Below are 24,910 nucleotides of genomic sequence, written 5' to 3'. Positions count from 1 at the left end.
AATGCATCGCGCGGCAGATGCTTGCGAACAAAGCTCTTGGGAGGATACACCTGATGGAAGAATATATCGGCGGAAAGCATTCCGTTCTGGAGGCGCTTCGCTCAGGCCGGACGATCAACAAAATCTGGGTTGCGGACAACGCGCAAAAACAGTTTGCCGGACCCATCGTCGCGGAAGCGAAAAACCACGGCATCGTCGTTCAGTTCACGGATAAGCGGAAACTGGACCAAATGGCCGAGGGGCTGCAGCACCAAGGCGTTGTAGCTCAGGTGGCCGCTTACGAGTACGTGGAGGTCGAAGACATATTGGCTAAAGCGAGGGAGCGGGGCGAGGAGCCGTTCGTTCTGATTTTGGACGAAATCGAGGACCCGCACAATTTGGGCTCGATTCTAAGGACGGCGGATTGCACGGGCGTGCACGGGGTCATCATTCCCAAACGCCGGTCGGTCGGCTTGACGGCGACGGTTTCCAAAACTTCCGCCGGCGCTGTGGAATACGTCCCGGTAGCCCGTGTGACGAATATCGCGCAAACGATCGAACAGTTGAAAGAAGAAGGCGTATGGGTAGCGGGCACGGACGTATCCGCAGCCCAGGACGTGTATAAAGCCAACTTCAAAATGGCTATCGCGCTGGTCATCGGCAACGAAGGCAAGGGAGTCGGCAGGCTGATCAAGGAAAAGTGCGACTTTCTGGTCAAGCTTCCGATGACCGGGCATATCAATTCCCTGAACGCTTCGGTAGCGGCCGGAGTGCTGATGTATGAAGTGGTCAGACAGCGCAGCATGAGCTGACGCCATGGAAGAGTTCTTGATCGTTGACGGCTATAATGTCATCGGAGCCTGGCCCGAGCTCAGCAAGCTGAAGGATACGGATCTTGAAGGAGCGCGGGACAAACTTATTCATACGCTGGCGGAGTATCAATCCTTCTCGGGAATGAAGGTATATCTGGTGTTCGACGCCTACATGGTGCCCGGACTGGGCAAGAAATATTTGCAAAGCAAGCTGGATGTGCTTTATACCAAAGAGAAGGAGACCGCCGACGAACTGATTGAGCGCTTGGTTACCGAGCTTATGGGGCGCCGCAAGCAAATCTATGTGGCGACTTCGGATATGATCGAGCAGCACGTTATTTTCGGCAAAGGGGCGCTGCGCCTGCCTGCAAGCGAACTGCTGGTCAAAATCAATCAAAACCGGAGAGAGGTCCGCGAGCGGATTCGTCCTGAAACGTCTTCGAAGCGAAACCCTTTTGACGAGAAAATAAAAGGCGACCTCAAAGACATTTTCGAACGGTGGCGAAGGGGGGAATAAACCTCCAAATGCTAGAAATGACGCGGTTCCCCGTTGACGATGTGAGATTTCTTCATGTATACTTAACCTAACCTTGAAGTGAATCTGGGTAGTCTTGCAGGCCGGAGGGATTGTTGGTGAGCGTCGACCTCAAAGAACTGAGAATGTATGATTATGACCTCAAGCCGGATGAAGACATAGTCGAGGCAGTCCGTGAAGGCAGTAGCGAAGCATTGGAATACCTGATCAATAAATATAAGAATTTCGTTCGTGCCAAGGCGCGATCCTATTTTTTGATAGGTGCTGATCGCGAAGATATCGTGCAGGAAGGCATGATAGGTTTATATAAATCTATCCGTGACTTTCGCGGCGACAAGCTGGCTTCTTTTAAAGCCTTTGCCGAACTTTGCATCACGAGACAGATCATTACGGCGATCAAGACCGCGACCCGCCAGAAACACATTCCTCTGAATTCCTACGTTTCATTGGACAAGCCCATCTATGATGAAGATTCCGATCGCACTCTGCTTGACGTCATAAGCGGTTCCCGGGTCACCGATCCGGAAGAACTGGTGATTAATCAGGAAGAATTTACAGGTCTCGAAGATAAGATGGGAGAAATTTTGAGCGACCTGGAGCGCAGAGTGCTTATGCTCTACCTCGACGGCCGGTCTTATCAGGAGATTGCAGTTGATCTTGATCGACATGTCAAGTCTATCGACAATGCCCTCCAACGTGTGAAACGCAAGCTCGAAAGATACTTGGAAGTTCGGGATCTATAAGAACGCCTTGCTGCAATTGCGGCGGGTGTTTTTCTTTTGTGCCGAATCAGGTTTAATATCCGCGCTCGCGGTCGATAATGATGATACTTCCAGCCTGCGGCATTCAGGCAAAAATAGCGGTGCTAAGAGAGTTTCTTCCTTGACACCCTATTACGGGTTGTGATAAAGTAGTTCAGGTAGCCCTAAAATGTCGCTTTCTTTCTGATGCGCAAAAAGGGCTGTACTCAGAAAAGCGTCTGTAGGAGGTGTACATCATGCGGGTTATCATCACATTAGCGTGCACAAATTGCAAACAAAGAAACTATGCATCCACTAAAAATAAGCGCAACAATCCCGACCGTATTGAGTTGAAGAAATATTGCAGATTTTGCAATGAACATACTGCTCATCGCGAGACCAGGTAGTTCTTTGGAGGTGTAGTTTGTGGCGTTCTTGGCTAGAATGAAACAAAGCTTCGGATCCACCTTTTCCTTCTTCACCGACAGTTGGTCAGAACTCAAAAAAGTCAAGTGGCCAAGCCGCAAAGAAATGATCACCTATACGCTCGTCGTTATCGGTACGGTAGCATTCGTTGCCATTTATTTTTTTGTGCTTGATCTTGGAATCACTGAGCTGCTGCGCCTTGTTTTTAAATAAACAGGACTATAGGTGAATTCGAACATGGAAAAAAGATGGTACGTCGTACATACCTATTCAGGGTATGAGAACAAAGTGAAAGCCAATTTAGAGAAGCGCGTTGAATCGATGGAAATGCAGGACAAGATCTTTCGGGTGCTTGTGCCGATGGAAGAGGAACTGGTAAACAAAGACGGGAAGAAGAAAACCGTCATGCGTAAAGTTTATCCGGGCTATGTCCTCGTGGAAATGATTCAAACTGACGATTCCTGGTACGTTGTCCGCAACACCCCGGGAGTTACAGGATTCGTGGGCTCTACTGGATCTGGCTCAAAACCGACTGCACTGCTTCCCGAAGAAGTGGAAGCCATCCTGAAGCATATGGGAATGGAAGAGCCGAAGCCGAAGATCGACTTCGAACTCAAGGAAACCGTACGCGTCAAGGTGGGACCTTTTGCAAACTTCGTCGGCTCGGTTGAAGAAATCGTGGCTGATAAAGGCAAGCTCAAGGTTCACGTCAACATGTTTGGTAGAGAAACCCCGCTTGAGTTGGATTTCAACCAGGTGGAAAAGCTATAATACGAGACAACCTAGGGTTTCTGCCAGGTCTATTCCTTGGGATAGACCTTCGTTAGTGGGAGGGCCGGTCGTTGACTGCGTCAGTTGTCAACTGCTCGCTATGCGCTCAAGGTCACCTGCCCGTCTAACCACACTAAGTGCAAGGAGGTGTCAAACATGGCAAAAAAGGTTATTAAAATCGTGAAGCTTCAAGTTCCTGCTGCGAAAGCAAATCCAGCGCCACCTATCGGTCCGGCTTTGGGTCAAGCAGGTGTGAACATCATGGCTTTCTGTAAAGAGTTTAACGCTCGTACTGCCGATCAAGCGGGTCTTATCATTCCGGTTGAAATCACAGTATTCGAAGACCGTTCCTTTACATTTATCACCAAAACGCCTCCGGCTGCAGTTCTTCTTCGCGTAGTTGCTGGTATCGAAAAAGGATCCGGCGAACCTAACAAAAAGAAAGTTGCAACTGTGAAGCGTGCGAAAGTTCGCGAAATCGCCGAGCAAAAAATGCCTGACCTGAACGCTGCGTCCGTAGAGGCTGCAATGCGCATGGTGGAAGGTACTGCTCGCAGCATGGGTATCATCATCGAAGATTAATTCCTTTTCGGGAATATGCGGCCTACATGAAAGTTTTTAGGGCGCTCGGTGGGAGGATTATCCGCTAATACCACTAAGGAGGACTCAATCAATGCCTAAACACGGTAAAAAATACCGCGAGGTTGCTCAGCTTGTCAACGCTGAAACCTTGTACGATCCGTCAGAAGCAATCGAGCTTGTTAAAAAAACGGCTCCTGCTAAATTTGACGAAACTGTCGATGTTGCAGTTCGTCTGGGCGTAGACCCAAGAAAACAAGACCAGGCTGTCCGCGGCGTCGTTGTACTTCCGCACGGAACTGGTAAAACAAAACGCGTACTCGTATTTGCCAAAGGCGAAAAAGTGAAAGAAGCGGAAGCGGCCGGCGCTGATTTTGTTGGCGATCAAGACATGATCAACAAAATTCAACAAGGCTGGTTCGAATTCGACGTTTGCGTAGCTACTCCGGATATGATGAGCGAAGTCGGTAAACTGGGCCGTATTCTCGGGGGTAAAGGTTTGATGCCGAACCCTAAAGCAGGTACAGTTACATTCGACGTAGCGAAAGCCGTTCAGGAGATCAAAGCCGGTAAAATCGAATACCGTCTCGACAAAGCGGGACAAATCCATGCTCCACTTGGTAAAGTATCGTTCGATGCCGACAAATTGAATGAAAACTTCAAAGCGTTGGTTGATGCACTTCTCAGAGCGAAGCCTGCAGCTGCTAAAGGGGTATACCTGAAAAGCATCGCAGTTTCATCGACTATGGGACCAAGCGTGCGCGTGAACCTGCAATCCTTCAGATAAGAATAAGCAATCCGGTTGACTTCTTGCGCCGGTCGTGCTAATCTATCTAAGGTCTTAAAAGTGAATATGCAAACCGTAGACAGTAGGTGCCTTCGGGCTTAATTTCCTACCGAGGTGTTATGATAAATGGAACGATTTCTTTGTACATCAGAGAATAGTGAACACATCATGCCTTCGTAGCGTCTACGAAGGCATTTCTTATTTATTGAGAAATGCTGATGGCCTACTGTTTGCGAACGTGGAAATACAAATGCTTAAGAAGTGAGGTGTACTATGGCAAACGCGAAAATTCTTGCAGAAAAAGAACAGGCAGTAGCTGAGGTGACTGAAAAGCTCAAAGGCAGCTCCTGCACAATCGTTACCGATTACCGCGGTTTGAATGTAGCTCAAGTAACTCAGCTGCGTAAATCCCTGCGCGAAGCCGGCATCGAATTCACAGTTCTTAAGAATACACTTGCCCGCCGCGCTACTGCAAATGCTGAGCTGAGCGAGCTTGATGAGTTCTTGACTGGTCCTACAGCGATTGCTTTCAGTAAAGACGATGTAGTAACTCCTGCAAAAATCTTGACTGAATTCGCTAAAAAGAATGACGCATTGAGCGTAAAAGCCGGCGTTGTCGAAGGGCGCGTCGTTGGTTACGATCAAATTAAAGCACTTGCGGATCTGCCTTCCAAAGAAGGTCTTCTCTCCATGTTGCTTAGCGTTCTTCAAGCTCCTGTCCGCAACTTTGCTCTTGCAGTTAAAGCAGTTGCAGAGAAAAAAGAAGCTGAAGGTCAAGCTTAATCCCGTTTTACAAAAACCAAATTTTAAGATGATAATGGAGGTTTAACCATGAGTAACGCACAAATCTTGGAAGCCATCAAAGGCATGACTATTTTGGAACTGAACGATCTGGTTAAAGCAATCGAAGAAGAATTCGGCGTAACTGCAGCAGCTCCTGTAGCTGTAGTAGCAGGCGGCGCAGCTGCAGTTGAAGAAGCTCAAACTGAGTTTGACGTAATCCTGACTAACGCTGGCGCTTCCAAAATCAACGTAATCAAAGTAGTTCGCGAAATCACCGGTCTTGGTCTGAAAGAAGCAAAAGACCTGGTTGACGGCGCTCCTAAGCCAATCAAAGAAAAAGTTGGCCAAGAAGAAGCAGAAGCTGTTAAAGCAAAACTTACAGAAGCTGGCGCTACTGTAGAAGTGAAGTAATAGCTGCTTTGCCAATCAAAACCTCTTGAAGCCGGGCTTCAAGAGGTTTTTTTACCAGATAGGAAAGCCGGGATAGCGCAAGGCGGAGGTTATCGGGTTTTCCTATTGGTAAAAGAGTAGGAGGGATATACCGACGTGTCCGAACATTATTATACGAAACGTCCCACGGTTCAGCATGATGTGCATACGATTGAAGAATGGCTCCGCGGACGGAAATTTACGTTTCAGACCGATGCGGGCGTCTTTTCAAAAAAAGACGTGGACTACGGAAGCAAGCATTTGATTGCAACGATGGACATAGCTGAGGACGCCAGAGTTCTCGATGTAGGCTGCGGGTACGGTCCGATCGGATTAGCCGCTGCAAGCTTATGCCCCGAGGGACATGTTACGATGGTTGATATCAACGAGAGGGCTGTCGAGCTCGCGCGGGAAAATGCGAAGCGCAACGGCATTCATAATGTGTCCGTCCTGCAAAGCGATTTGCTGGAGCAGGTGAAGGAAGAGAAGTTCGATGTCATATTGACGAACCCGCCTATTCGCGCGGGCAAAGAAGTCGTGCACCGGATTTTCACGGATGCTTTTCAATGCCTGAAGGAAGGCGGCTCTTTATGGGTGGTCATTCAGAAAAAGCAGGGAGCGCCCTCGGCGATGGCGAAGCTCGAATCGATTTACGCAGAGGCGGTCGAGGTGTCCAAAGATAAAGGATATCGCATCATCAAGGCGACCAAAATGTAGGAAGCAATCATTGTTTTTGGGGCTTGGAATTTTGTTTGACTTGACAACTCAGATGTGGTATTATTAAAAAATGTCAGCATTAAGATGGGACACATGTCTTTAGTTAACAAAAATGTCAAGTATTTTTTCTCGCCTTTATGAATAAAATTTTAACCTGTAACGTATAATGTTGAAATTTTAGGCAACTCTAACAGGATGAGAAGAAATATCTGGAAAATCTTGTTGAACAACAGAGAAAAACCTCCATCCATACAGTCGCTTGATTCGGACGGGCTCCAACTTCGGAGGCGTCCTGAGTGTACGTCGGTAGAAGTTTTTCTTCTTTTCTTTTTTATTTATTGAGTAGACTTGAGGGGTGAATGAAAGTTGGCGGGACATCTTGTTCAATTTGGACGACGTAAACGCAGGACTTATGCACGGATTAATGAGGTGCTGGGCATTCCGAATCTGATTGAAATCCAGCAAAAATCGTATGAGTGGTTTTTGGAAGAGGGACTCAGAGAGATGTTTCAGGATATCTCCCCGATTCAGGATTTTACGGGTAATCTGGTGTTGGAGTTTATTGACTACAGCTTGGGCGAACCTAAGTATTCGGTTGACGAATCCAAAGAACGCGACGTAACTTATGCGGCGCCGTTAAGAGTCAAAGTCCGTTTGATCAATAAAGAAACCGGTGAGGTCAAGGAACAGGAAGTGTTCATGGGAGATTTCCCGATTATGACCGAGACGGGTACTTTCATTATCAACGGCGCGGAGCGCGTAATCGTCTCCCAGCTCGTTCGCTCTCCCAGTGTCTATTATAGCACGAAAGTGGATAAAAACGGCAAAAAAACTTACACCGCTACAGTTATTCCGAACCGGGGCGCGTGGTTGGAGCTTGAGACGGACGCGAAAGACATCATTTATGTGCGCATCGACCGTACTCGTAAAATCCCCGTTACCGTTCTGCTCAGAGCGTTAGGTTTCGGAACGGATGCAGAGATTCTGGATCTGCTGGGCGACGATGAATTCATTCGCAATACACTGGATAAAGATAACACCGACTCCACGGATAAAGCGTTGATCGAAATTTACGAACGTTTGCGTCCGGGCGAGCCGCCTACATTGGATAACGCAAGAAGCCTGCTTGTTGCTCGTTTCTTCGATCCGAAGCGTTATGATTTGGCGAACGTAGGCCGCTACAAAATCAATAAAAAACTGCACATCAAAAATAGACTGTTCAATCAGCGTTTGGCCGAAACTTTGGTGGACGCCGAGACCGGTGAAATTATTGCCGAAGCCGGGCAGCTGCTTGACCGCCGTACGCTCGATGAAGTGCTCCCTTATATCGAAAAAGGTGCAGGTTTCAGAGAATACTCCATTCCGAATGGCGTTACGGAAGCGGACAGCATTCCTGTTCAGTGCATCAACGTATATTCGCCGGTGGAAGACGGTAAAGTCGTGAAAGTAATTTCTAACGGTATTATTGATAAAACCGTTAAAAATATCACGCCTGCCGATATTATTTCGTCGATCAACTACTTCATTAACTTGCTGCACGGCATCGGCAACACGGACGATATCGACCACTTGGGCAACCGTCGTCTCCGTTCCGTGGGCGAGCTGCTGCAAAATCAGTTCCGCATCGGTCTCTCCCGTATGGAGCGCGTCGTTCGCGAGCGCATGTCCATTCAAGACGCTAACGTGATTACGCCGCAGGCTTTGATCAACATCCGGCCTGTGATCGCGTCGATTAAAGAGTTTTTCGGAAGCTCCCAGCTCTCGCAGTTTATGGACCAGACGAACCCGCTTGCCGAGCTGACGCACAAAAGACGTCTCTCCGCACTCGGACCCGGCGGTCTGACGAGAGAGCGCGCGGGCATGGAAGTCCGCGACGTGCATCACTCCCACTATGGGCGGATGTGTCCGATCGAGACCCCGGAGGGTCCGAACATCGGTTTGATCAACTCGTTGTCGACGTTTGCACGCATTAACGAGTATGGTTTTATAGAGGCTCCGTATCGTTGGGTTGATCCAAAGTCGGGTACCGTTACCGATCAGATCGCTTACCTTACGGCGGATGAAGAAGATAATTATGTTATCGCGCAGGCGAATGCGGAATTGACCGAAGAAGGCAAGTTCGTGGAAGAATCCATTATCGTTCGTTACAAAGACGATAACTTAACGCTTCCTGTCGAACGTGTCGACTACATGGACGTATCGCCGAAGCAGGTCGTTTCGGTTGCGACGGCGCTCATTCCGTTCTTGGAAAATGACGACTCCAACCGCGCCCTCATGGGTTCGAACATGCAGCGTCAGGCCGTTCCTCTCCTGATCCCCAAAGCTCCGTTGGTCGGTACCGGCATGGAGCATAAGGTTGCGAAAGACTCGGGAGTATGTATTGTATCCAAATTTGACGGAATTATCGAAAAAGCTGCTGCAAATGAAATTTGGCTTCGCCGTCAGGAAACAGTGGACGGTAAGTTGGTCAGCGGCAATATCGTCAAATATAAACTTCATAAATTCATGCGTTCCAACCAGGGAACGTGCATTAACCAGCGTCCGATCGTGAAAAAAGGACAGTTGGTTAAAGTCGGCGACATTCTTGCCGACGGACCGTCGACCGAGCAAGGCGAATTGGCGCTTGGCCGCAACGTTGTCGTAGCCTTCATGACTTGGGAAGGTTATAACTACGAGGATGCGATCCTGCTCAGCCAAAAGCTGGTGAAGGAAGACGTGTACACTTCGATTCATATCGAGGAATACGAGTCGGAAGCGCGCGATACGAAGCTCGGACCTGAAGAGATTACACGCGATATCCCGAACGTTGGGGAAGATGCGCTGAAAAATCTCGATGAGCGCGGAATCATTCGCGTCGGTGCAGAGATCGGCGCAGGCGACATTCTCGTAGGTAAAGTAACGCCAAAAGGGGTTACCGAATTGACTGCGGAAGAAAGATTGCTGCACGCCATTTTCGGTGAAAAAGCCCGTGAAGTCCGCGACACGTCCCTTCGCGTACCGCATGGTACGGACGGCATCGTTGTCGACGTAAAAGTGTTTACCCGTGAGAATGGCGACGAGCTGCCTCCTGGCGTAAACCAACTCGTTCGCGTCTACATCGCGCAAAAACGGAAAATTTCCGAAGGCGATAAAATGGCGGGACGCCACGGCAACAAAGGGGTCGTAGCCCGTATTCTTCCCGAAGAAGATATGCCGTTCCTGCCTGACGGCACACCGGTTGAAGTTGTACTGAACCCGCTAGGGGTTCCATCCCGTATGAACATCGGGCAGGTGCTCGAAGTTCACTTGGGTATGGCATCCAAGTATTTGGGCATTCATGCAGCTACTCCCGTATTCGACGGCGCGCGTGAATACGACGTTTTCGATACGATGGAAGAAGCAGGCATGCAGCGCAACGGCAAAACCATTTTGTACGATGGCCGTACAGGCGAGCCGTTTGAACGCGAAGTTACCGTCGGCGTCATGTACATGATCAAACTGGCGCACATGGTTGACGATAAAATCCACGCCCGTTCCACCGGTCCTTACTCGCTCGTTACCCAGCAGCCGCTGGGCGGTAAAGCGCAGTTCGGCGGACAGCGTTTCGGGGAGATGGAGGTTTGGGCGCTCGAAGCTTACGGAGCCGCTTATACCCTGCAAGAAATTCTTACCGTTAAGTCTGACGATGTCGTAGGCCGCGTGAAAACTTACGAATCCATCGTTAAAGGCGAAAACGTTCCAGAACCGGGCGTTCCGGAGTCGTTCAAAGTTTTGATCAAAGAGCTTCAAAGCTTGGGTATGGATGTGAAGATCCTGTCCGGCAACGAGGAAGAGATCGAAATGAAAGAAATGGATGACGACGACGAAGTCACTAGCGACAAATTGAACCTGAATTTAGAGGGTACCGAACTTGGGGTCGAATAATCTTTAGAGCAATAGATCGAGCACGATTCACTGCATAGTAAGGTTTAAATTCTTAAAGGAGGGTTGCTCCTTGATGGACGTTAACAACTTCGAGTTTATGAAAATCGGCTTGGCATCGCCCGAAAAAATACGCTCATGGTCCCGTGGGGAAGTAAAAAAACCGGAAACAATCAACTACAGAACCTTAAAACCGGAGAAGGAAGGCCTCTTCTGCGAAAAAATCTTCGGGCCAACCAAGGACTGGGAATGTCATTGCGGTAAATACAAGCGCGTCCGTTATAAAGGCGTCGTCTGTGACCGATGCGGCGTTGAAGTAACCCGTCAAAAGGTTCGCCGCGAGCGCATGGGCCATATCGAACTTGCTGCTCCTGTTTCCCATATCTGGTATTTTAAGGGAATTCCGAGCCGAATGGGGCTAGCTCTGGATATGTCTCCAAGATCGTTGGAGGAGATCATTTACTTTGCTTCCTATGTGGTTACGGATCCAGGCGATACGCCTCTTGAGAAAAAACAGCTGCTGTCGGAAAAAGAATACCGCAGTTACCGTGAAAAATACGGGTATGCGTTCCAGGCCGGCATGGGCGCGGAAGCCGTGAAAAAGCTGCTGCAGGATATCGACATCGACCGCGAAGTCGAGATGCTGAAGGAAGAGCTGAAAACGGCTCAAGGCCAACGCCGCAACCGTGCGATTAAGCGTTTGGAAGTTATGGAAGCATTCCGCAATTCCAAAAATATGCCGGAGTGGATGGTTCTTGACGTCCTTCCGGTCATCCCGCCTGAGCTTCGCCCGATGGTACAGCTCGATGGCGGACGCTTTGCGACTTCCGACTTGAACGATCTGTACCGCCGCGTCATTAACCGCAACAACCGTTTGAAAAGATTGCTCGATCTCGGCGCGCCGGACATTATCGTGCAAAACGAAAAACGGATGCTTCAGGAAGCGGTTGACGCATTGATCGACAACGGCCGCCGCGGCCGTCCGGTTACAGGTCCCGGCAACCGTCCTTTGAAATCGCTCAGCCATATGCTGAAAGGGAAACAAGGACGTTTCCGTCAAAACTTGCTCGGTAAACGCGTTGACTACTCCGGCCGTTCCGTTATCGTCGTAGGCCCTAACCTGAAGATGTACCAATGCGGTCTTCCTAAGGAAATGGCACTTGAACTGTTCAAGCCTTTCGTCATGAAAGAGCTTGTGAATAAAGGGTTGGCTCATAACATCAAGAGCGCCAAACGCAAGGTTGAGCGTGTAAGTCCTGATGTTTGGGACGTACTCGAAGAAGTTATTAAGGAGCATCCGGTTCTGCTGAACCGTGCCCCCACGCTGCATAGACTCGGGATTCAGGCGTTCGAGCCGATTCTCGTCGAAGGCCGCGCCATCAAGCTGCATCCGCTCGTATGTACGGCTTACAACGCCGACTTCGACGGCGACCAAATGGCCGTTCACGTACCGTTGTCGTCCGAAGCGCAAGCGGAAGCCCGGGTGCTGATGCTTGCATCGGGCAACATTTTGAACCCGAAAGACGGCAAGCCGGTCGTTACGCCTTCTCAGGACATGGTCCTCGGAAGCTTCTATTTGACGACGGACAACAAATTTGCCAAAGGCGCCGGCGCTATTATCAGAACCGTACATGAGGCGGTTTCGTCTTACCAATCCGGCAAGTCAGCTTTGCACGCCCGCGTGGCTATTCCGGCCAAGGCGCTGAACAAAGCAAGCTTCACAGAGAGCCAACAGAACGCCATGCTGATCACAACGATCGGGAAGATCATTTTCAACGAAATTTTCCCGAGCGATTTCCCTTTCATCAACGAGCCGACGAAAACGAATCTGCTGAACGGTATTCCGGATTCGCACTTTGTTTTTGATAAAGGCGCCGATCTGAGGGCGATTATGCTGGAGCGTGATGAGAACAAAGCGGTAGGCAAAGAGTATCTGGGATCGATCATTGCCGAATGTTTCCGTAAGTACCATACGACGCAAACTTCGATCATTCTGGATAAAATCAAGGAGCTCGGCTTTACGTACTCCACTAAAGCGGGGATTACCGTAGCCGTATCCGACGTTGTCGTTCCAACTGAAAAAGAAGGAATCCTCAAAGAATGCGAAGAGAAAGTCCGCGTAGTTACGAACCAATACCGCCGCGGCTTGATCACCGATGAAGAGCGCTATGACCGCGTTATCGCGATCTGGAGCAAAGCGAAGGATGAAATCACGGAAATTTTGATGAAATCCCTCGATAAATACAATTCCATCAACATGATGGTGGAATCCAAAGCCCGGGGTAACAAATCGCAGATTACCCAGTTGGGCGGTATGCGGGGGCTGATGGCCAACCCGTCCGGTAAAATCATGGAGTTGCCGATCAAATCGAACTTCCGTGAAGGTCTGACCATCCTGGAGTACTTTATTTCTACGCACGGTGCCCGTAAAGGTCTTGCCGATACGGCGCTTCGTACAGCCGACTCCGGTTACTTGACCCGTCGTCTCGTCGACGTCGCGCAGGACGTTATCGTCCGCGATGAAGATTGCGGCACGGATAAAGGCTTTATGGTCAGCAAAATTCAAGACGGCAAAGAGGTTATCGAAGACCTTTACGACCGTATTGAAGGACGCTACGCGTTTGAAACTTTGCGTCATCCTGAGACCGGCGAAGTCATTGTTCAGCGCAATGAGCTTATTGAAGCCAACATTGCCGACGCTATCATCGCGGCCGGAATCGAGAGGCTGCAAATCCGTTCCGTATTGAGCTGCCGCTCGCGCCATGGCGTATGTAAAAAATGCTACGGCCGCAACCTGGCGACAGGCCAGCACGTCGAGATCGGGGAAGCTGTCGGCATCATCGCCGCTCAATCGATCGGCGAGCCGGGAACACAGCTCACGATGCGTACGTTCCATACCGGGGGCGTTGCCGGAGACGACATTACGCAAGGTTTGCCGCGTATTCAAGAGCTCTTCGAAGCCCGGAATCCGAAAGGCCAAGCGATTATCACGGAAATCGATGGCATCGTGAAAGAAATCCGCGAAGCCAAAGACCGCCGCGAAATCGAGGTTCAGGGCGAAGCGGAGTCCAAGGTTTACGCTGTGCCTTACGGCTCCCGTATCCGCGTATCCGTTAACCAGCATATCGAAGCAGGGGATGAGCTGACAGACGGCTCCATCGACCCTAAAGATATGCTGCGTATCAAAGGTATCCGCGGTGTGCAGAACTACATTTTGCAAGAAGTACAACGCGTTTACCGTAACCAAGGGGTAGAAATCAACGATAAGCATATTGAAGTGATGGTTCGTCAAATGCTGCGCAAAATCCGCATCGTTGACGCCGGAGACACGACGCTGCTGCCAGGTTCCTTCGTAGACATTCACGAATATGAAGAAGCCAACAAAGTGGCCCTGTTTGCAGGCAACGAACCGGCTGTCGCGAGACCCATCCTGCTCGGTATTACCAAAGCGTCCCTGGAGACGGACTCCTTCTTGTCCGCGGCATCTTTCCAGGAGACTACACGCGTCTTGACGGATGCGGCTATTAAAGGCAAGGTTGACCAGCTCCTCGGTCTGAAAGAGAACGTCATTATCGGCAAGCTGATTCCGGCTGGAACCGGTATGCCTCGTTATCGGAACATCCGCATCACGGATCCGAATGAGGAGCTCTTGCAGGACGAAGATTTGGAAAAAGAGACGGTTGCTGTCGAATAAATGTTGAAAAAAGCGATGCGGGAAAGCCGTTTGAATGAGCGGACTTTCCCGTGTGCTTTGTCAAAAATAAAGATTTTGTAATGTGCAAGTATAATCTTGACACTGCATGATCGAGATGCTAATATATCGTAGTGTGCCTAAGTTACTATGCTTTCCTGCGCTTTGGAGGATGACGTTCATGTCTTATGATAAAGTCAAACAGGCGAAGAATGTAAGTGTAGGTACGAAGAAAGCGACGAAGACGGTTGAGCAAGGCAAAGCCGTCGAAGTGTTTGTCGCCAAAGATGCAGATCCGCGATTGACGATAAAACTGGTAAGCCTCTGTAAAAAGATGGATGTGCCCGTAACCTACGTTGATTCTATGAAAATGCTAGGTAAAGCATGTGGAATTGAAGTTGGAGCTGCGGTAGCAGCTGTTGTGAATGAATAGGTATATGAATGTTTTTGTTGCTGGATAGAAACATGAAGATTCTTGGGAATCTGTTTGCAGTCCTCGGCAAAAACTTTTCCTTTGCTCATTTACGACTCGCCTGGATCTGTGGGCTTGCAAAAAGCTGTAGTTATTTTCATGAAAGTAGGGAGGAGGTGGCGATATGCCAACAATTAACCAATTAGTACGTAAAGGCCGTGAAGCAAAGGTGGATAAATCCAAATCCCCGGCTTTGCAAAAAGGATTCAACGCTTTGAAAAGAGAGTCGACGGATTTGAGCGCGCCTCAAAAACGCGGTGTCTGCACTCGTGTAGGTACAATGACTCCTAAGAAGCCGAACTCCGCACTTCGTAAATATGCTCGTGTTCGCTTGACGAACCGCGTAGAGGTGACTGCTTACATTCCAGGTATCGGTCACAACCTGCAAGAGCATAGCGTTGTATTGATCCGTGGGGGCAGGGTTAAAGACCTTCCAGGGGTACGTTACCACATCGTGCGTGGCGCTTTGGATACAGCGGGTGTTAACAACCGTAAGCAAGCCCGTTCCAAATACGGTGCTAAACGTCCGAAAGTTAAAAAGTAAGCAATTGATTTCAAGGATGATTTTTTCGAGAAAGGGGGATAACTATGCCTCGTAAAGGTCCAGTTACTCGCAGAGATGTATTGCCAGATCCGATTTACAATAGCAAGCTTGTTACTCGTCTCATCAATCGCATCATGATTGACGGAAAAAGAGGGGTGGCACAGTCCATTTTATACAATGCTTTTAACCTTGTGAAAGACCGCACGGGTAAAGAACCGATGGAAGTGTTCGAGCAAGCAATCAAGAACATCATGCCGGTTTTGGAAGTAAAAGCACGCCGTGTGGGTGGAGCTAACTACCAAGTGCCGATCGAAGTTAAGCCTGAGCGCCGTACGACTTTAGGCTTGCGTTGGTTGGTGAACTACTCCCGTCTTCGCGGTGAGAAGACGATGGAAGAAAGATTGGCTTTTGAAATTATCGACGCTAGCAACAACACGGGTTCTTCCGTTAAGAAACGTGAAGATACGCACAAAATGGCTGAAGCAAACAAAGCGTTTGCTCACTATCGTTGGTAGAATAAAGATTCAAATACAGAAAGGAGACATACCGACCTATGGCTAGAGAGTTCTCCTTAAAAAACACACGCAATATCGGGATCATGGCTCATATTGACGCTGGTAAAACGACTACGACAGAGCGCATTTTGTACTACACGGGCCGAGTTCACAAAATCGGAGAAGTGCACGAAGGTGCCGCTACGATGGACTGGATGGAGCAAGAGCAGGAGCGCGGAATCACGATTACTTCCGCCGCTACGACTGCGCAATGGGCTGGTCACCGCATCAATATCATCGATACCCCGGGACACGTTGACTTTACTGTTGAAGTAGAGCGTTCCCTTCGTGTGTTGGATGGAGCAGTTGGCGTTTTCAGTGCGAAAGAAGGCGTTGAGCCGCAATCGGAAACAGTTTGGAGACAAGCTGACCGTTACGGCGTTCCTCGGATCGCGTACGTAAACAAAATGGATATTATCGGAGCCGATTACCTGGCCGTCGTTGATTCCATGCGCCTTAAGCTTGGTGCAAATGCAGTTGCTATTCAACTTCCGATCGGTGCTGAGAATGATTTCAAAGGCATCATCGACTTGGTTGACGAAGTGGCGTATATGTACAAAGACGATCTTGGCAAGGATATCGAGAAAGTGGAAATCCCAGCTGAGTTCAAAGATAAAGTTGCAGAACTGAGATTGGAACTGGTAGAGAAAGTTGCTGAGCTTGATGAAGAGCTTACAATGAAATATCTCGAAGGCGAAGAACTTACTGTAGCTGAAATTAAAGCAGCACTCCGCAAAGGTGTCTGCGAAGTTAAGATTTTCCCGGTTATCTGCGGATCTTCTTACAGAAACAAAGGCGTTCAATTGATGCTGGATGCGGTTATTGATTATCTTCCTGCTCCAGTTGACGTACCTGACATTAAAGGCGTACTTGACGATGGTACTGAAGTGATTCGCAAATCTGCTGACGACCAACCGTTCTCAGCGCTTGCATTCAAAATCATGACAGACCCGTTCGTGGGCCGACTCACTTTCTTCCGCGTGTACTCCGGCGTATTGAGCTCCGGTTCTTACGTTCTGAATGCAACGAAAGGCAAACGCGAGCGCGTTGGCCGTATCCTGCAAATGCATGCTAACAGCCGTCAAGAAATCAGCGAAGTTTACTCCGGTGATATCGCGGCAGCGGTTGGCTTGAAAGATACGACTACGGGCGACACGCTTTGCGATGAGAAAAACCCGGTTATTCTTGAGTCCATGAACTTCCCTGAGCCGGTTATCCAGCTTGCTGTTGAACCGAAAACGAAGGCTGACCAAGATAAAATGGGTATCGCTCTGCAAAAGCTTGCCGAGGAAGATCCTACTTTCCGCGCTCACACAGACGAAGAAACAGGACAAACGATTATCGCAGGTATGGGTGAGCTTCACCTTGAGATTCTCGTTGACCGTATGCTTCGCGAGTTCAAAGTGGAAACCAACGTAGGTAAACCGCAGGTTGCTTACCGTGAAACTTTCCGCGCTGCAGCTAAAGTGGAAGGTAAGTTCGTTCGCCAATCCGGTGGCCGTGGTCAATACGGACATTGTTGGGTTGAATTTGCACCACAAGAAGCTGGGGCAGGATTCTTATTCGAAAGCAAGATCGTGGGCGGATCGATTCCTAGAGAATATATCGCTCCGATTCAAGCGGGTATCGAAGAGTCCATGAAGAACGGGGTTCTCGCAGGATTCCCACTCGTGGATATCAAAGCTACTGTTGTCGACGGTTCCTACCATGATGTTGACTCCAATGAAATGGCGTTCAAAATCGCGGGTTCCATGGCACTTAAAGCTGCCAAAGACAAATGTAAGCCGGTTCTTCTTGAGCCAATCATGAAAGTGGAAGTTACTGTGCCTGAAGAGTACATGGGCGATGTTATGGGCGACCTTAACTCCCGCCGCGGACGTATCGAAGGTATGGATAACCGCCATGGCGCTCAAATCATCCGTGCCAAAGTGCCTCTGTCCGAAATGTTTGGATACTCCACAACACTTCGCTCCAGAACACAAGGCCGTGGTGTTTACTCCATGGAAATTTCCCACTATGAAGAAGTACCTAAATCCATTGCTGAAGAAATTATCGCAAAGGGTAAAGGCGCTTAATATAAACTAATAGTTACTCTAAGGAGGAATCGTTTGAAATGGCAAAGGCTAAATTTGAACGTAACAAACCGCATGTTAACATCGGTACTATCGGTCACGTTGACCATGGTAAAACAACTTTGACTGCTGCTATTACAACTGTACTTTCCAAAAGATACGGTGGAGCTGCAGTAGCATTCGACCAAATCGATAAAGCACCAGAAGAGCGCGAGCGCGGTATCACAATCTCCACAGCTCACGTTGAATATGAAACACCTAACCGCCACTATGCGCACGTTGACTGCCCAGGCCATGCTGACTATGTTAAAAACATGATCACTGGTGCTGCACAAATGGACGGAGCGATCCTGGTTGTATCCGCAGCTGACGGTCCTATGCCGCAAACTCGCGAACACATCCTGCTCTCCCGCCAAGTAGGCGTTCCTTACATCGTCGTATTCTTGAACAAATGCGACATGGTTGAAGATGATGAGTTGCTTGAACTGGTTGAGATGGAAGTTCGCGACCTGCTGAACGAGTACGAGTTCCCAGGCGATGACACTCCAATCATCCGTGGTGCAGCTCGTGAAGCTCTTCAAAATCCGGATGGTCCTTGGGCTGATAAAATCATCGAGTTGTTTGAGCAAGTTGATACTTACATCCCAACTCCAGAGCGCGACACTGACAAGCCTTTCCTTATGCCGGTTGAGGACGTATTCTCCATCACAGGCCGCGGAACAGTTGCTACAGGCCGTGTAGAGCGTGGTACTGTTAAAGTACAAGACGAAGTTGAAATCGTAGGTATCGCTGAAGAAACTCGCAAATGCATCGTAACAGGCGTAGAGATGTTCCGCAAATTGCTTGATTCCGCTCAAGCTGGCGACAACATTGGAGCTCTGCTTCGCGGTGTAGACCGTAAAGATATCGAGCGTGGACAAGTTCTTGCAAAACCAGGTTCAGTTAAGCCTCACACGAACTTTTCTGCTCAAATCTACGTTCTGACTAAAGAAGAGGGTGGCCGTCATAAGCCTTTCTTCACAGGCTACCGTCCACAATTCTATTTCCGTACAACAGACGTAACTGGTATCATCAACCTTCCAGAAGGTACTGAAATGGTTATGCCTGGCGACAACATCACTGTTACTGTAGAACTGATCTCCCCAATCGCTATCGAAGAAGGTACTCGTTTCGCGATTCGTGAAGGCGGACGTACAGTTGGTGCGGGCGCGGTTGCTACAATCCAAAAATAATTGTTTCACCATAAAGAGCGCTCTCCGCTTAGGCGGGGGGCGTTTTTTGCGTAAGTGCCAGTTAGTTGCGGCCTTCGTACAGGCCCTAGTTGCGTGCCAAGCTGCTTCCGTACTTGCTGCAAAATCGGCAGCTAGCAACAAGTCCCGGGCTTCCCATCGTTTTAATGATGGGGTCATTTCATTTTTTTTGACTTGCGACATGGCTGCCAGAAAACCCCCACGTTAGAGGGAATAGCCATAAACTGCCCGCTGGACGAAGAAAACCTGCAAAAATACATGAATTTGCGTCCTTGATCACTGGCTGCGAACAATTCCTGCAAAAGTGCAGGCTTTTCACCGAACACATGGACTCCGGTTCACTTTCAGTGAAAATTCCTGCACTTTTGCAGGTTTTCTCTCTAGCAGGCTGTCCCTTGCCCGGTGATGCAGTTCCACGACCTACACCAGGAGAGGCGCGCGTTCGAAAAAAGCGGCTGTTCTCTAAATTAGCCCCCCCAGTGGTTCCACTAACACTCACAGAGTGTTTGCGACTTTCTAGTACAGCCTGCAAAAGTACAGGCTTACACCAGCAAAATTTCGCTTGTTTCTTCTATAATATAATGAAGAAAGACACAGAAAGCTCGCTTTTTAAACTTTTTGTGATATTCGCTGAGATTTTTGTTGCTTTTCATTTTCAGATTTTATATAATATTAAACGTTGGTCTGTGACGTTGCGATGATGTGAGAGGTTGCCGACACACCCGGCCCCTTTGCCATGGGGCAGGTTGCCGGAGAATTTTCACGGAGTATGTCCGATACTAAATTGGGCGATAGAAGGAGGGACTTATATGGCAAAGCAAAAAATTCGTATCCGTTTGAAAGCTTATGATCACAGAATTATCGATCAATCGGCTGAGAAAATCGTGGAAACTGCCAAGCGTTCCGGTGCAGGTGTATCCGGTCCGATTCCGCTTCCTACAGAGAAGCAAATCATCACGATTCTTCGTGCGGTGCACAAGTACAAGGATTCGCGCGAGCAATTCGAAATGCGTACGCATAAGCGTCTTATCGATATTGTGAATCCAACGCCACAAACAGTTGATGCTTTGATGAGACTGGACTTGCCGTCTGGTGTAGACATCGAGATCAAACTGTAAAACAATTATAGAACAAACGTTTAGGAAGGAAAAGAGGTGTCAACGATGAAAGGTATCTTAGGAAAAAAACTTGGGATGACACAAGTGTTTACTCCGGAAGGCAATGTAGTGCCGGTAACTGTCATTCAAGCGGGACCATGTGTGGTTCTTCAAAAGAAAGATGTGGATAACGACGGATATGAGTCGATCCAAATCGGTTTTGATGATAAAAAAGCAAGCAGAGTCATTAAGCCAGAGCTCGGCCATGCGAAAAAAGCAGGGGCAGCACCTAAGCGCTACGTTAAAGAAATTCGCGGCGTTCAGTTGGCTGATTACGAAGTTGGCCAGGAATTGAAGGCAGATCTGTTCGCAGAAGGCGAATTCGTTGATGTAACAGGTACTTCCAAAGGTAAAGGGTTCCAAGGTAACATCAAAAGACATAACCAATCCAGAGGGCCAATGGCTCACGGCTCCCGCTATCACCGCGGACCAGGTTCCATGGGTTCCATTCAAGCCAACCGTGTTCCTAAAGGTAAAAACCTGCCAGGACATATGGGTAACGAAACCGTAACTTTGCAAAATCTGCAAATCATTAAAGTGGATGCTGAGCGCAATGTACTGCTTGTTAAAGGTTCCATTCCAGGCCCTACTAACAGCTACGTAAGCGTGAAATCCGCTGTTAAAAAGTAAGAAAGGAGGAAGACTGATGCCAAAAGTAGCTTTATATAACGTAACAGGTGCTCAAGTTGGTGAAATCGAGCTGTCTGATGTTGTTTTCGGAATTGAGCCTCACGTTCATGCGATTCATGAAGCTGTTCTTTTACAGCAGGCTGCTGTTCGTCAAGGTACTCACAAAACAAAAGGTCGTTCTGAAGTGCGCGGCGGCGGACGTAAACCTTGGAAGCAAAAAGGTACAGGTCGTGCCCGTCAAGGTAGTATCCGTGCTCCGCAGTGGAAAGGCGGCGGTACCGTTTTTGGTCCGACACCTCGCAGCTACGGTTACAAACTGCCTAAAAAAGTTCGTCGTTTGGCGATTAAATCCGCTTTGTCTTCGAAAGTGATCGATAACGGATTGATTGTACTTGATCAACTTCAATTGAATGCTCCTAAGACGAAAGAGTTCGCAGCTATTTTGAATAACCTGAAAGTGGATAGAAAAGTGCTCGTAGTTGGTCTTGAAAGTGACTCCAACGCAGCTCTTTCCGCTCGTAACATCCCAGGTGTGAAATTTGTTGCTGCTGATGGAATTAGCGTTCTGGATGTCATGCTGCATGACAAACTGATCATTACAAAAGACGCTGTACAGAAAGTAGAGGAGGTGCTTGCACAATGAAAAATCCACGCGACATTATCAAGCGCCCGATCATCACTGAACGTACAAGCGAACTGATGGCTAACAAAAAGTACGCTTTTGAAGTCGATATTCGCGCTAACAAAACGGAAATCAAACAAGCTATCGAAGCTATTTTCAAAGTTAAAGTTACGAATGTTAACACACTCAGAATGCCAGCCAAGCCAAAACGTTACGGCCGTCACTTCGGCTACACTTCCGAATGGAAGAAAGCTATCGTGTCCCTGAGCGCGGAAAGCAAAGAACTGGAATTCTTCGAAACGGTATAACACATTTTTTGAAGTAAGGAGGGAATCGGAGTGCCGATTAAAAAATATAAACCAACGTCCCCGGCTAGACGTGCTATGTCGGTTTCTACTTTTGAAGAAATCACCACATCTACACCGGAGAAGTCCTTGCTGTCTCCTTTGAGCAAAACAGCTGGACGGAACAACCAAGGTAAAATTACGGTTCGTCACCACGGCGGCGGCCACAAGCGTAAATACCGGATTATCGATTTCAAACGTACCAAAGACGGAATACCAGGACGCGTTGCTACAATTGAGTACGATCCTAACCGTTCCGCTAACATCGCTTTGATCAACTACGCAGACGGTGAGAAAAGATACATTCTCGCTCCTAAAGGTCTTAAAGTGGGAGATCAAATCGTATCCGGACCGCAATCCGACATTAAAATAGGTAACGCTCTTCCACTGGAAAACATTCCGGTCGGTACAGTTATCCACAACATTGAGTTGAAGCCTGGCAAAGGCGGACAAATGGTTCGCGCCGCTGGAACTGAAGCTCAATTGCTGGGTAAAGAAGAGCAATATGCAACAGTTCGTCTTTCTTCCGGCGAAGTTCGCAAAGTGCTTAAAGTTTGCCGCGCGACAATCGGATCTGTAGGCAACGAAGATCATGAGCTTGTCAAAATCGGTAAAGCTGGTCGTAACCGCTGGAAAGGCAATCGCCCTCAAGTCCGCGGGGTTGTTATGAACCCTAACGATCACCCACACGGTGGTGGTGAAGGACGCGCGCCAATCGGACGTAAATCGCCTATGTCTCCATGGGGCAAACCTACGCTCGGTTACAAAACTCGTAAAAAAGGTAAAGCATCCGATAAATACATCGTGCGCCGTCGTACGAAGTAATCCTGGATATTTCAATATTCGTGAGGTTCAAGGAAGGGAGGAACACCCATGGGTCGCAGCTTAAAGAAAGGTCCATTTATCGATGGATACTTGCTGAAAAAAGTAGAAGACTTGAACGCTTCAAGCAAGAAAGTAGTTGTTAAAACTTGGTCCCGTCGCTCTACGATTTTCCCGCAATTCGTAGGCCACACTTTCGGAGTGTACGATGGAAGAAAACACGTGCCTGTGTATGTAACTGAAGACATGGTAGGACATAAGCTTGGTGAGTTCGCGCCAACTCGTACTTACAAAGGTCACGACGACGACAAGAAAACAGGCAAACGCTAATCGCATTTTTAACCGAGAGGAGGTACTACCATGCAAGCTAAAGCAGTTCTTAATCATGCTCGGATTGCTCCTCGTAAAGCACAACTCGTTGTTGACTTGATTCGGGGAAAAGCGGTAGGTGAGGCGATTGCGATTCTGCGTCACACACCTAAAGCAGCTTCTCCAATTCTGGAGAAACTTCTGAACTCCGCTATTGCCAATGCAGAGCACAACTATTCGTTAGATCCGAATAAATTAGTGGTTACTCAAGCGTTTGTGAACCAAGGACCGACAATGAAAAGGTTCCAACAACGTGCGATGGGCCGCGCAAGTGCAATCAGAAAACGTACCAGCCACATTACATTAGTGGTATCTGAGAAATAAGGAGGGATAACGTGTGGGTCAGAAAGTAAACCCGGTAGGTCTTAGAATCGGAATTATTCGCGATTGGGAGTCCAAATGGTTCGCAGAAAAAGATTTCGGAACTCTGCTGCTTGAAGACGTCAAAATTCGCGAATACTTGAAAAATAAATTAAAAGATTCTGCAGTATCCCACATCGATATCGAGCGCGCGGCTAACCGTGTGAACGTAACGATTCATACTGCGAAACCAGGCATGGTTATCGGTAAAGGCGGAGCTGAAGTTGAAGTTATCCGCAACTACATCGCTGCTCTGTCCGGTAAAAAAGTTCACATCAACATCTCTGAAATCAAAAACCCTGAGCTGGACGCAATTCTTGTTGCAGAAAGCATCGCTCAACAATTGGAGCGCCGCGTTTCATTCCGTCGTGCAATGAAACAAGCTATCCAAAGAACAATGAGATCCGGGGCAAAAGGAATTAAAGTTGCAACTAGCGGACGTCTTGGCGGCGCTGAGATCGCCCGTACGGAAGGATATAGCGAAGGAACAGTTCCACTTCATACGCTTCGCGCGGATATCGATTACGGTACTGCAGAAGCACACACTACTTACGGACGTATCGGTGTGAAAGTATGGATTTATCGTGGAGAAGTTCTTCCGACAGCTAAGAAAAAGGCTCAGCCGGAAGGAGGAAATTAAATCATGTTAGTACCTAAACGTGTAAAACACCGTAAGGAACACCGTGGTAACATGAAAGGTCGCGCTAAAGGCGGTACGGAAGTTGCCTTTGGCGAATACGGCTTGCAAGCGATGGAACCGGCTTGGGTAACCAACCGTCAAATCGAATCTGCGCGTATTGCGATGACACGTTACATCAAACGTGGCGGTAAAGTATGGATCAAAATTTTCCCAGCAAAACCAATTACGCAAAAGCCGCTTGAAGTTCGGATGGGTAGCGGTAAAGGTAACGTGGAAAAATGGGTTTCCGTTGTTAAACCGGGCAAAATTTTGTTTGAACTTGCTGGTGTAAGCGAAGAAGTCGCTCGCGAAGCGATGCGTCTTGCTGCTCACAAGCTTCCAATCAAAACGAAGTTCGTGAAAAGAGATGAAGTAGGTGGTGAAGCAAATGAAGGCTAGTGAATTCCGCAACTTAACCACTGCTGAGATCGAGCAAAAAGTCAATGGTTTTAAAGAAGAACTCTTTAACCTCCGTTTTCAACTAGCTACAGGTCAATTGGACAACCCGACTCAAATTCGCGATTTGCGCAAAGAGATCGCTCGTGCCAAGACTGTTTTGCGTGAAAGAGAATTGGGGATTGGCTAACCAAATCTAGAAAGGAGGGCTTCGTAAATGGCTGAACGCAATGAGCGTAAAGTGCAGATCGGTAAAGTCGTCAGCGATAAAATGGATAAAACCATCGTTGTTGCTGTTGAAACTTACAAAAAACATGATCTCTATCACAAGAGAATCAAATATACGAAAAAATTCAAAGCTCACGACGAAAACAATCAAGCTAAAATTGGCGACGTCGTGAAAATCATGGAAACTAGACCGATTTCCAAAGACAAACGTTGGAGACTGGTTGAAATCGTGGAAGAAGCAGTAATTATTTAAACATTTCAG

At 48.3% G+C, this 24,910-nt stretch carries 29 protein-coding genes and 1 other annotated feature; all 29 genes read left to right on the top strand.

The window, feature by feature from the left end; genetic code table 11:
• Positions 1–53: 53 nt before the first annotated feature.
• The 29 genes from rlmB to rpsQ all read left to right on the top strand — a co-directional run bounded on the left by rlmB (position 54) and on the right by rpsQ (position 24,901).
• Positions 54–791: a 23S rRNA (guanosine(2251)-2'-O)-methyltransferase RlmB gene (gene rlmB, locus AC6RNO_RS31900; RefSeq protein ID WP_474686279.1), complete on the top strand. Its 738-nt coding sequence runs from the start codon at positions 54–56 to the stop codon at positions 789–791.
• Positions 792–795: 4 nt separating this feature from the next.
• A complete protein-coding gene (locus tag AC6RNO_RS31895; protein WP_474686281.1) occupies positions 796–1,308 on the top strand; it encodes an NYN domain-containing protein in 513 nt (170 codons plus the stop codon).
• Between the two features lie 116 nt (positions 1,309–1,424).
• The gene (gene sigH, locus AC6RNO_RS31890) at positions 1,425–2,069 is read left to right on the top strand and encodes an RNA polymerase sporulation sigma factor SigH (RefSeq protein ID WP_028557511.1); all 645 of its coding nucleotides are present in this window, start codon (positions 1,425–1,427) and stop codon (positions 2,067–2,069) included.
• Positions 2,070–2,323: 254 nt separating this feature from the next.
• Positions 2,324–2,473 carry a 50S ribosomal protein L33 gene (gene rpmG, locus AC6RNO_RS31885; protein ID WP_134756045.1) on the top strand — a complete coding sequence of 50 codons (150 nt, stop codon included), beginning with the start codon at positions 2,324–2,326 and terminating at the stop codon, positions 2,471–2,473.
• 19 nt (positions 2,474–2,492) lie between these two features.
• Complete coding sequence (secE, locus tag AC6RNO_RS31880) at positions 2,493–2,705, top strand: preprotein translocase subunit SecE (protein ID WP_474686284.1); 213 nt, start codon at positions 2,493–2,495, stop codon at positions 2,703–2,705.
• Positions 2,706–2,729: 24 nt separating this feature from the next.
• The gene (gene nusG / locus AC6RNO_RS31875; protein ID WP_235120070.1) at positions 2,730–3,263 is read left to right on the top strand and encodes a transcription termination/antitermination protein NusG; all 534 of its coding nucleotides are present in this window, start codon (positions 2,730–2,732) and stop codon (positions 3,261–3,263) included.
• Between the two features lie 156 nt (positions 3,264–3,419).
• Positions 3,420–3,845 carry a 50S ribosomal protein L11 gene (gene rplK, locus AC6RNO_RS31870; RefSeq protein WP_474686286.1) on the top strand — a complete coding sequence of 142 codons (426 nt, stop codon included), beginning with the start codon at positions 3,420–3,422 and terminating at the stop codon, positions 3,843–3,845.
• 91 nt (positions 3,846–3,936) lie between these two features.
• Positions 3,937–4,629, top strand: a complete 693-nt coding sequence (rplA, locus tag AC6RNO_RS31865; RefSeq protein ID WP_474686288.1) for a 50S ribosomal protein L1 — start codon at positions 3,937–3,939, stop codon at positions 4,627–4,629.
• Between the two features lie 55 nt (positions 4,630–4,684).
• Positions 4,685–4,838, top strand: a sequence feature (ribosomal protein L10 leader region).
• 64 nt (positions 4,839–4,902) lie between these two features.
• Positions 4,903–5,412 (top strand): 50S ribosomal protein L10, encoded by a 510-nt coding sequence (rplJ, locus tag AC6RNO_RS31860; RefSeq protein WP_474686290.1) that lies wholly within the window; start codon positions 4,903–4,905, stop codon positions 5,410–5,412.
• A 48-nt stretch (positions 5,413–5,460) separates the two neighbouring features.
• The gene (gene rplL / locus AC6RNO_RS31855) at positions 5,461–5,823 is read left to right on the top strand and encodes a 50S ribosomal protein L7/L12 (RefSeq protein ID WP_235120077.1); all 363 of its coding nucleotides are present in this window, start codon (positions 5,461–5,463) and stop codon (positions 5,821–5,823) included.
• Between the two features lie 135 nt (positions 5,824–5,958).
• Positions 5,959–6,558 (top strand): class I SAM-dependent methyltransferase, encoded by a 600-nt coding sequence (locus AC6RNO_RS31850; RefSeq protein WP_474686292.1) that lies wholly within the window; start codon positions 5,959–5,961, stop codon positions 6,556–6,558.
• A gap of 366 nt (positions 6,559–6,924) precedes the next feature.
• The gene (gene rpoB, locus AC6RNO_RS31845; protein ID WP_488438183.1) at positions 6,925–10,461 is read left to right on the top strand and encodes a DNA-directed RNA polymerase subunit beta; all 3,537 of its coding nucleotides are present in this window, start codon (positions 6,925–6,927) and stop codon (positions 10,459–10,461) included.
• A gap of 70 nt (positions 10,462–10,531) precedes the next feature.
• Positions 10,532–14,152, top strand: coding sequence for a DNA-directed RNA polymerase subunit beta' (gene rpoC / locus AC6RNO_RS31840; protein WP_474686296.1), 3,621 nt, complete (start codon positions 10,532–10,534; stop codon positions 14,150–14,152).
• A 178-nt stretch (positions 14,153–14,330) separates the two neighbouring features.
• A complete protein-coding gene (locus AC6RNO_RS31835; RefSeq protein WP_474686298.1) occupies positions 14,331–14,582 on the top strand; it encodes a ribosomal L7Ae/L30e/S12e/Gadd45 family protein in 252 nt (83 codons plus the stop codon).
• A gap of 163 nt (positions 14,583–14,745) precedes the next feature.
• Positions 14,746–15,165, top strand: a complete 420-nt coding sequence (rpsL, locus tag AC6RNO_RS31830) for a 30S ribosomal protein S12 (RefSeq protein WP_474686300.1) — start codon at positions 14,746–14,748, stop codon at positions 15,163–15,165.
• 44 nt (positions 15,166–15,209) lie between these two features.
• Entirely contained in the window at positions 15,210–15,680 is a 471-nt protein-coding gene (rpsG, locus tag AC6RNO_RS31825; protein WP_134756067.1) for a 30S ribosomal protein S7, read from the top strand.
• 38 nt (positions 15,681–15,718) lie between these two features.
• Positions 15,719–17,794 (top strand): elongation factor G, encoded by a 2,076-nt coding sequence (gene fusA, locus AC6RNO_RS31820; protein WP_474686302.1) that lies wholly within the window; start codon positions 15,719–15,721, stop codon positions 17,792–17,794.
• Between the two features lie 38 nt (positions 17,795–17,832).
• Positions 17,833–19,023 (top strand): elongation factor Tu, encoded by a 1,191-nt coding sequence (gene tuf, locus AC6RNO_RS31815; protein ID WP_474686304.1) that lies wholly within the window; start codon positions 17,833–17,835, stop codon positions 19,021–19,023.
• Between the two features lie 827 nt (positions 19,024–19,850).
• Positions 19,851–20,159 carry a 30S ribosomal protein S10 gene (rpsJ, locus tag AC6RNO_RS31810; protein ID WP_028557496.1) on the top strand — a complete coding sequence of 103 codons (309 nt, stop codon included), beginning with the start codon at positions 19,851–19,853 and terminating at the stop codon, positions 20,157–20,159.
• A 45-nt stretch (positions 20,160–20,204) separates the two neighbouring features.
• Complete coding sequence (rplC, locus tag AC6RNO_RS31805) at positions 20,205–20,828, top strand: 50S ribosomal protein L3 (RefSeq protein WP_474686306.1); 624 nt, start codon at positions 20,205–20,207, stop codon at positions 20,826–20,828.
• Positions 20,829–20,844: 16 nt separating this feature from the next.
• Positions 20,845–21,471, top strand: coding sequence for a 50S ribosomal protein L4 (gene rplD / locus AC6RNO_RS31800; RefSeq protein ID WP_474686308.1), 627 nt, complete (start codon positions 20,845–20,847; stop codon positions 21,469–21,471).
• Positions 21,468–21,758, top strand: a complete 291-nt coding sequence (gene rplW, locus AC6RNO_RS31795) for a 50S ribosomal protein L23 (protein ID WP_474686309.1) — start codon at positions 21,468–21,470, stop codon at positions 21,756–21,758. The genes rplD and rplW overlap by 4 nt, the downstream gene beginning before the upstream one ends.
• Before the next feature lie 30 nt (positions 21,759–21,788).
• Positions 21,789–22,619: a 50S ribosomal protein L2 gene (gene rplB / locus AC6RNO_RS31790; protein ID WP_474686311.1), complete on the top strand. Its 831-nt coding sequence runs from the start codon at positions 21,789–21,791 to the stop codon at positions 22,617–22,619.
• Positions 22,620–22,667: 48 nt separating this feature from the next.
• Positions 22,668–22,946 (top strand): 30S ribosomal protein S19, encoded by a 279-nt coding sequence (gene rpsS, locus AC6RNO_RS31785; RefSeq protein WP_474686313.1) that lies wholly within the window; start codon positions 22,668–22,670, stop codon positions 22,944–22,946.
• A 30-nt stretch (positions 22,947–22,976) separates the two neighbouring features.
• The gene (rplV, locus tag AC6RNO_RS31780; protein WP_474686315.1) at positions 22,977–23,309 is read left to right on the top strand and encodes a 50S ribosomal protein L22; all 333 of its coding nucleotides are present in this window, start codon (positions 22,977–22,979) and stop codon (positions 23,307–23,309) included.
• Between the two features lie 13 nt (positions 23,310–23,322).
• Positions 23,323–23,985: a 30S ribosomal protein S3 gene (rpsC, locus tag AC6RNO_RS31775; RefSeq protein WP_474686317.1), complete on the top strand. Its 663-nt coding sequence runs from the start codon at positions 23,323–23,325 to the stop codon at positions 23,983–23,985.
• A gap of 3 nt (positions 23,986–23,988) precedes the next feature.
• A complete protein-coding gene (gene rplP / locus AC6RNO_RS31770; RefSeq protein WP_474686319.1) occupies positions 23,989–24,423 on the top strand; it encodes a 50S ribosomal protein L16 in 435 nt (144 codons plus the stop codon).
• Positions 24,413–24,610: a 50S ribosomal protein L29 gene (gene rpmC, locus AC6RNO_RS31765; protein WP_134756089.1), complete on the top strand. Its 198-nt coding sequence runs from the start codon at positions 24,413–24,415 to the stop codon at positions 24,608–24,610. Before rplP ends, rpmC begins: the two co-directional genes overlap by 11 nt.
• Before the next feature lie 27 nt (positions 24,611–24,637).
• Complete coding sequence (gene rpsQ, locus AC6RNO_RS31760) at positions 24,638–24,901, top strand: 30S ribosomal protein S17 (RefSeq protein ID WP_474686321.1); 264 nt, start codon at positions 24,638–24,640, stop codon at positions 24,899–24,901.
• Positions 24,902–24,910: the final 9 nt, after the last annotated feature.

It is taken from the genome of Paenibacillus sp. sgz302190 (assembly GCF_059820445.1).
Note: the sequence above shows the minus strand (reverse complement) of the source record. Positions and strands in the feature narration are given on the sequence as shown.

Coding starts and splice junctions, on each gene's coding strand:
- rplD (WP_474686308.1), top strand. CDS start 20,845: ATGCCAAAAGTAGCTTTATATAACGTAACAGGTGCTCAAGTTGGTGAA.
- rplP (WP_474686319.1), top strand. CDS start 23,989: ATGTTAGTACCTAAACGTGTAAAACACCGTAAGGAACACCGTGGTAAC.
- tuf (WP_474686304.1), top strand. CDS start 17,833: ATGGCAAAGGCTAAATTTGAACGTAACAAACCGCATGTTAACATCGGT.
- rplL (WP_235120077.1), top strand. CDS start 5,461: ATGAGTAACGCACAAATCTTGGAAGCCATCAAAGGCATGACTATTTTG.
- rpsQ (WP_474686321.1), top strand. CDS start 24,638: ATGGCTGAACGCAATGAGCGTAAAGTGCAGATCGGTAAAGTCGTCAGC.
- rpsJ (WP_028557496.1), top strand. CDS start 19,851: ATGGCAAAGCAAAAAATTCGTATCCGTTTGAAAGCTTATGATCACAGA.
- rpsG (WP_134756067.1), top strand. CDS start 15,210: ATGCCTCGTAAAGGTCCAGTTACTCGCAGAGATGTATTGCCAGATCCG.
- rpmC (WP_134756089.1), top strand. CDS start 24,413: ATGAAGGCTAGTGAATTCCGCAACTTAACCACTGCTGAGATCGAGCAA.
- rplW (WP_474686309.1), top strand. CDS start 21,468: ATGAAAAATCCACGCGACATTATCAAGCGCCCGATCATCACTGAACGT.
- nusG (WP_235120070.1), top strand. CDS start 2,730: ATGGAAAAAAGATGGTACGTCGTACATACCTATTCAGGGTATGAGAAC.
- rlmB (WP_474686279.1), top strand. CDS start 54: ATGGAAGAATATATCGGCGGAAAGCATTCCGTTCTGGAGGCGCTTCGC.
- rpmG (WP_134756045.1), top strand. CDS start 2,324: ATGCGGGTTATCATCACATTAGCGTGCACAAATTGCAAACAAAGAAAC.
- rpsS (WP_474686313.1), top strand. CDS start 22,668: ATGGGTCGCAGCTTAAAGAAAGGTCCATTTATCGATGGATACTTGCTG.
- rplJ (WP_474686290.1), top strand. CDS start 4,903: ATGGCAAACGCGAAAATTCTTGCAGAAAAAGAACAGGCAGTAGCTGAG.
- rplK (WP_474686286.1), top strand. CDS start 3,420: ATGGCAAAAAAGGTTATTAAAATCGTGAAGCTTCAAGTTCCTGCTGCG.
- fusA (WP_474686302.1), top strand. CDS start 15,719: ATGGCTAGAGAGTTCTCCTTAAAAAACACACGCAATATCGGGATCATG.
- rpsL (WP_474686300.1), top strand. CDS start 14,746: ATGCCAACAATTAACCAATTAGTACGTAAAGGCCGTGAAGCAAAGGTG.
- rplC (WP_474686306.1), top strand. CDS start 20,205: ATGAAAGGTATCTTAGGAAAAAAACTTGGGATGACACAAGTGTTTACT.
- AC6RNO_RS31835 (WP_474686298.1), top strand. CDS start 14,331: ATGTCTTATGATAAAGTCAAACAGGCGAAGAATGTAAGTGTAGGTACG.
- AC6RNO_RS31895 (WP_474686281.1), top strand. CDS start 796: ATGGAAGAGTTCTTGATCGTTGACGGCTATAATGTCATCGGAGCCTGG.
- rplV (WP_474686315.1), top strand. CDS start 22,977: ATGCAAGCTAAAGCAGTTCTTAATCATGCTCGGATTGCTCCTCGTAAA.
- rplA (WP_474686288.1), top strand. CDS start 3,937: ATGCCTAAACACGGTAAAAAATACCGCGAGGTTGCTCAGCTTGTCAAC.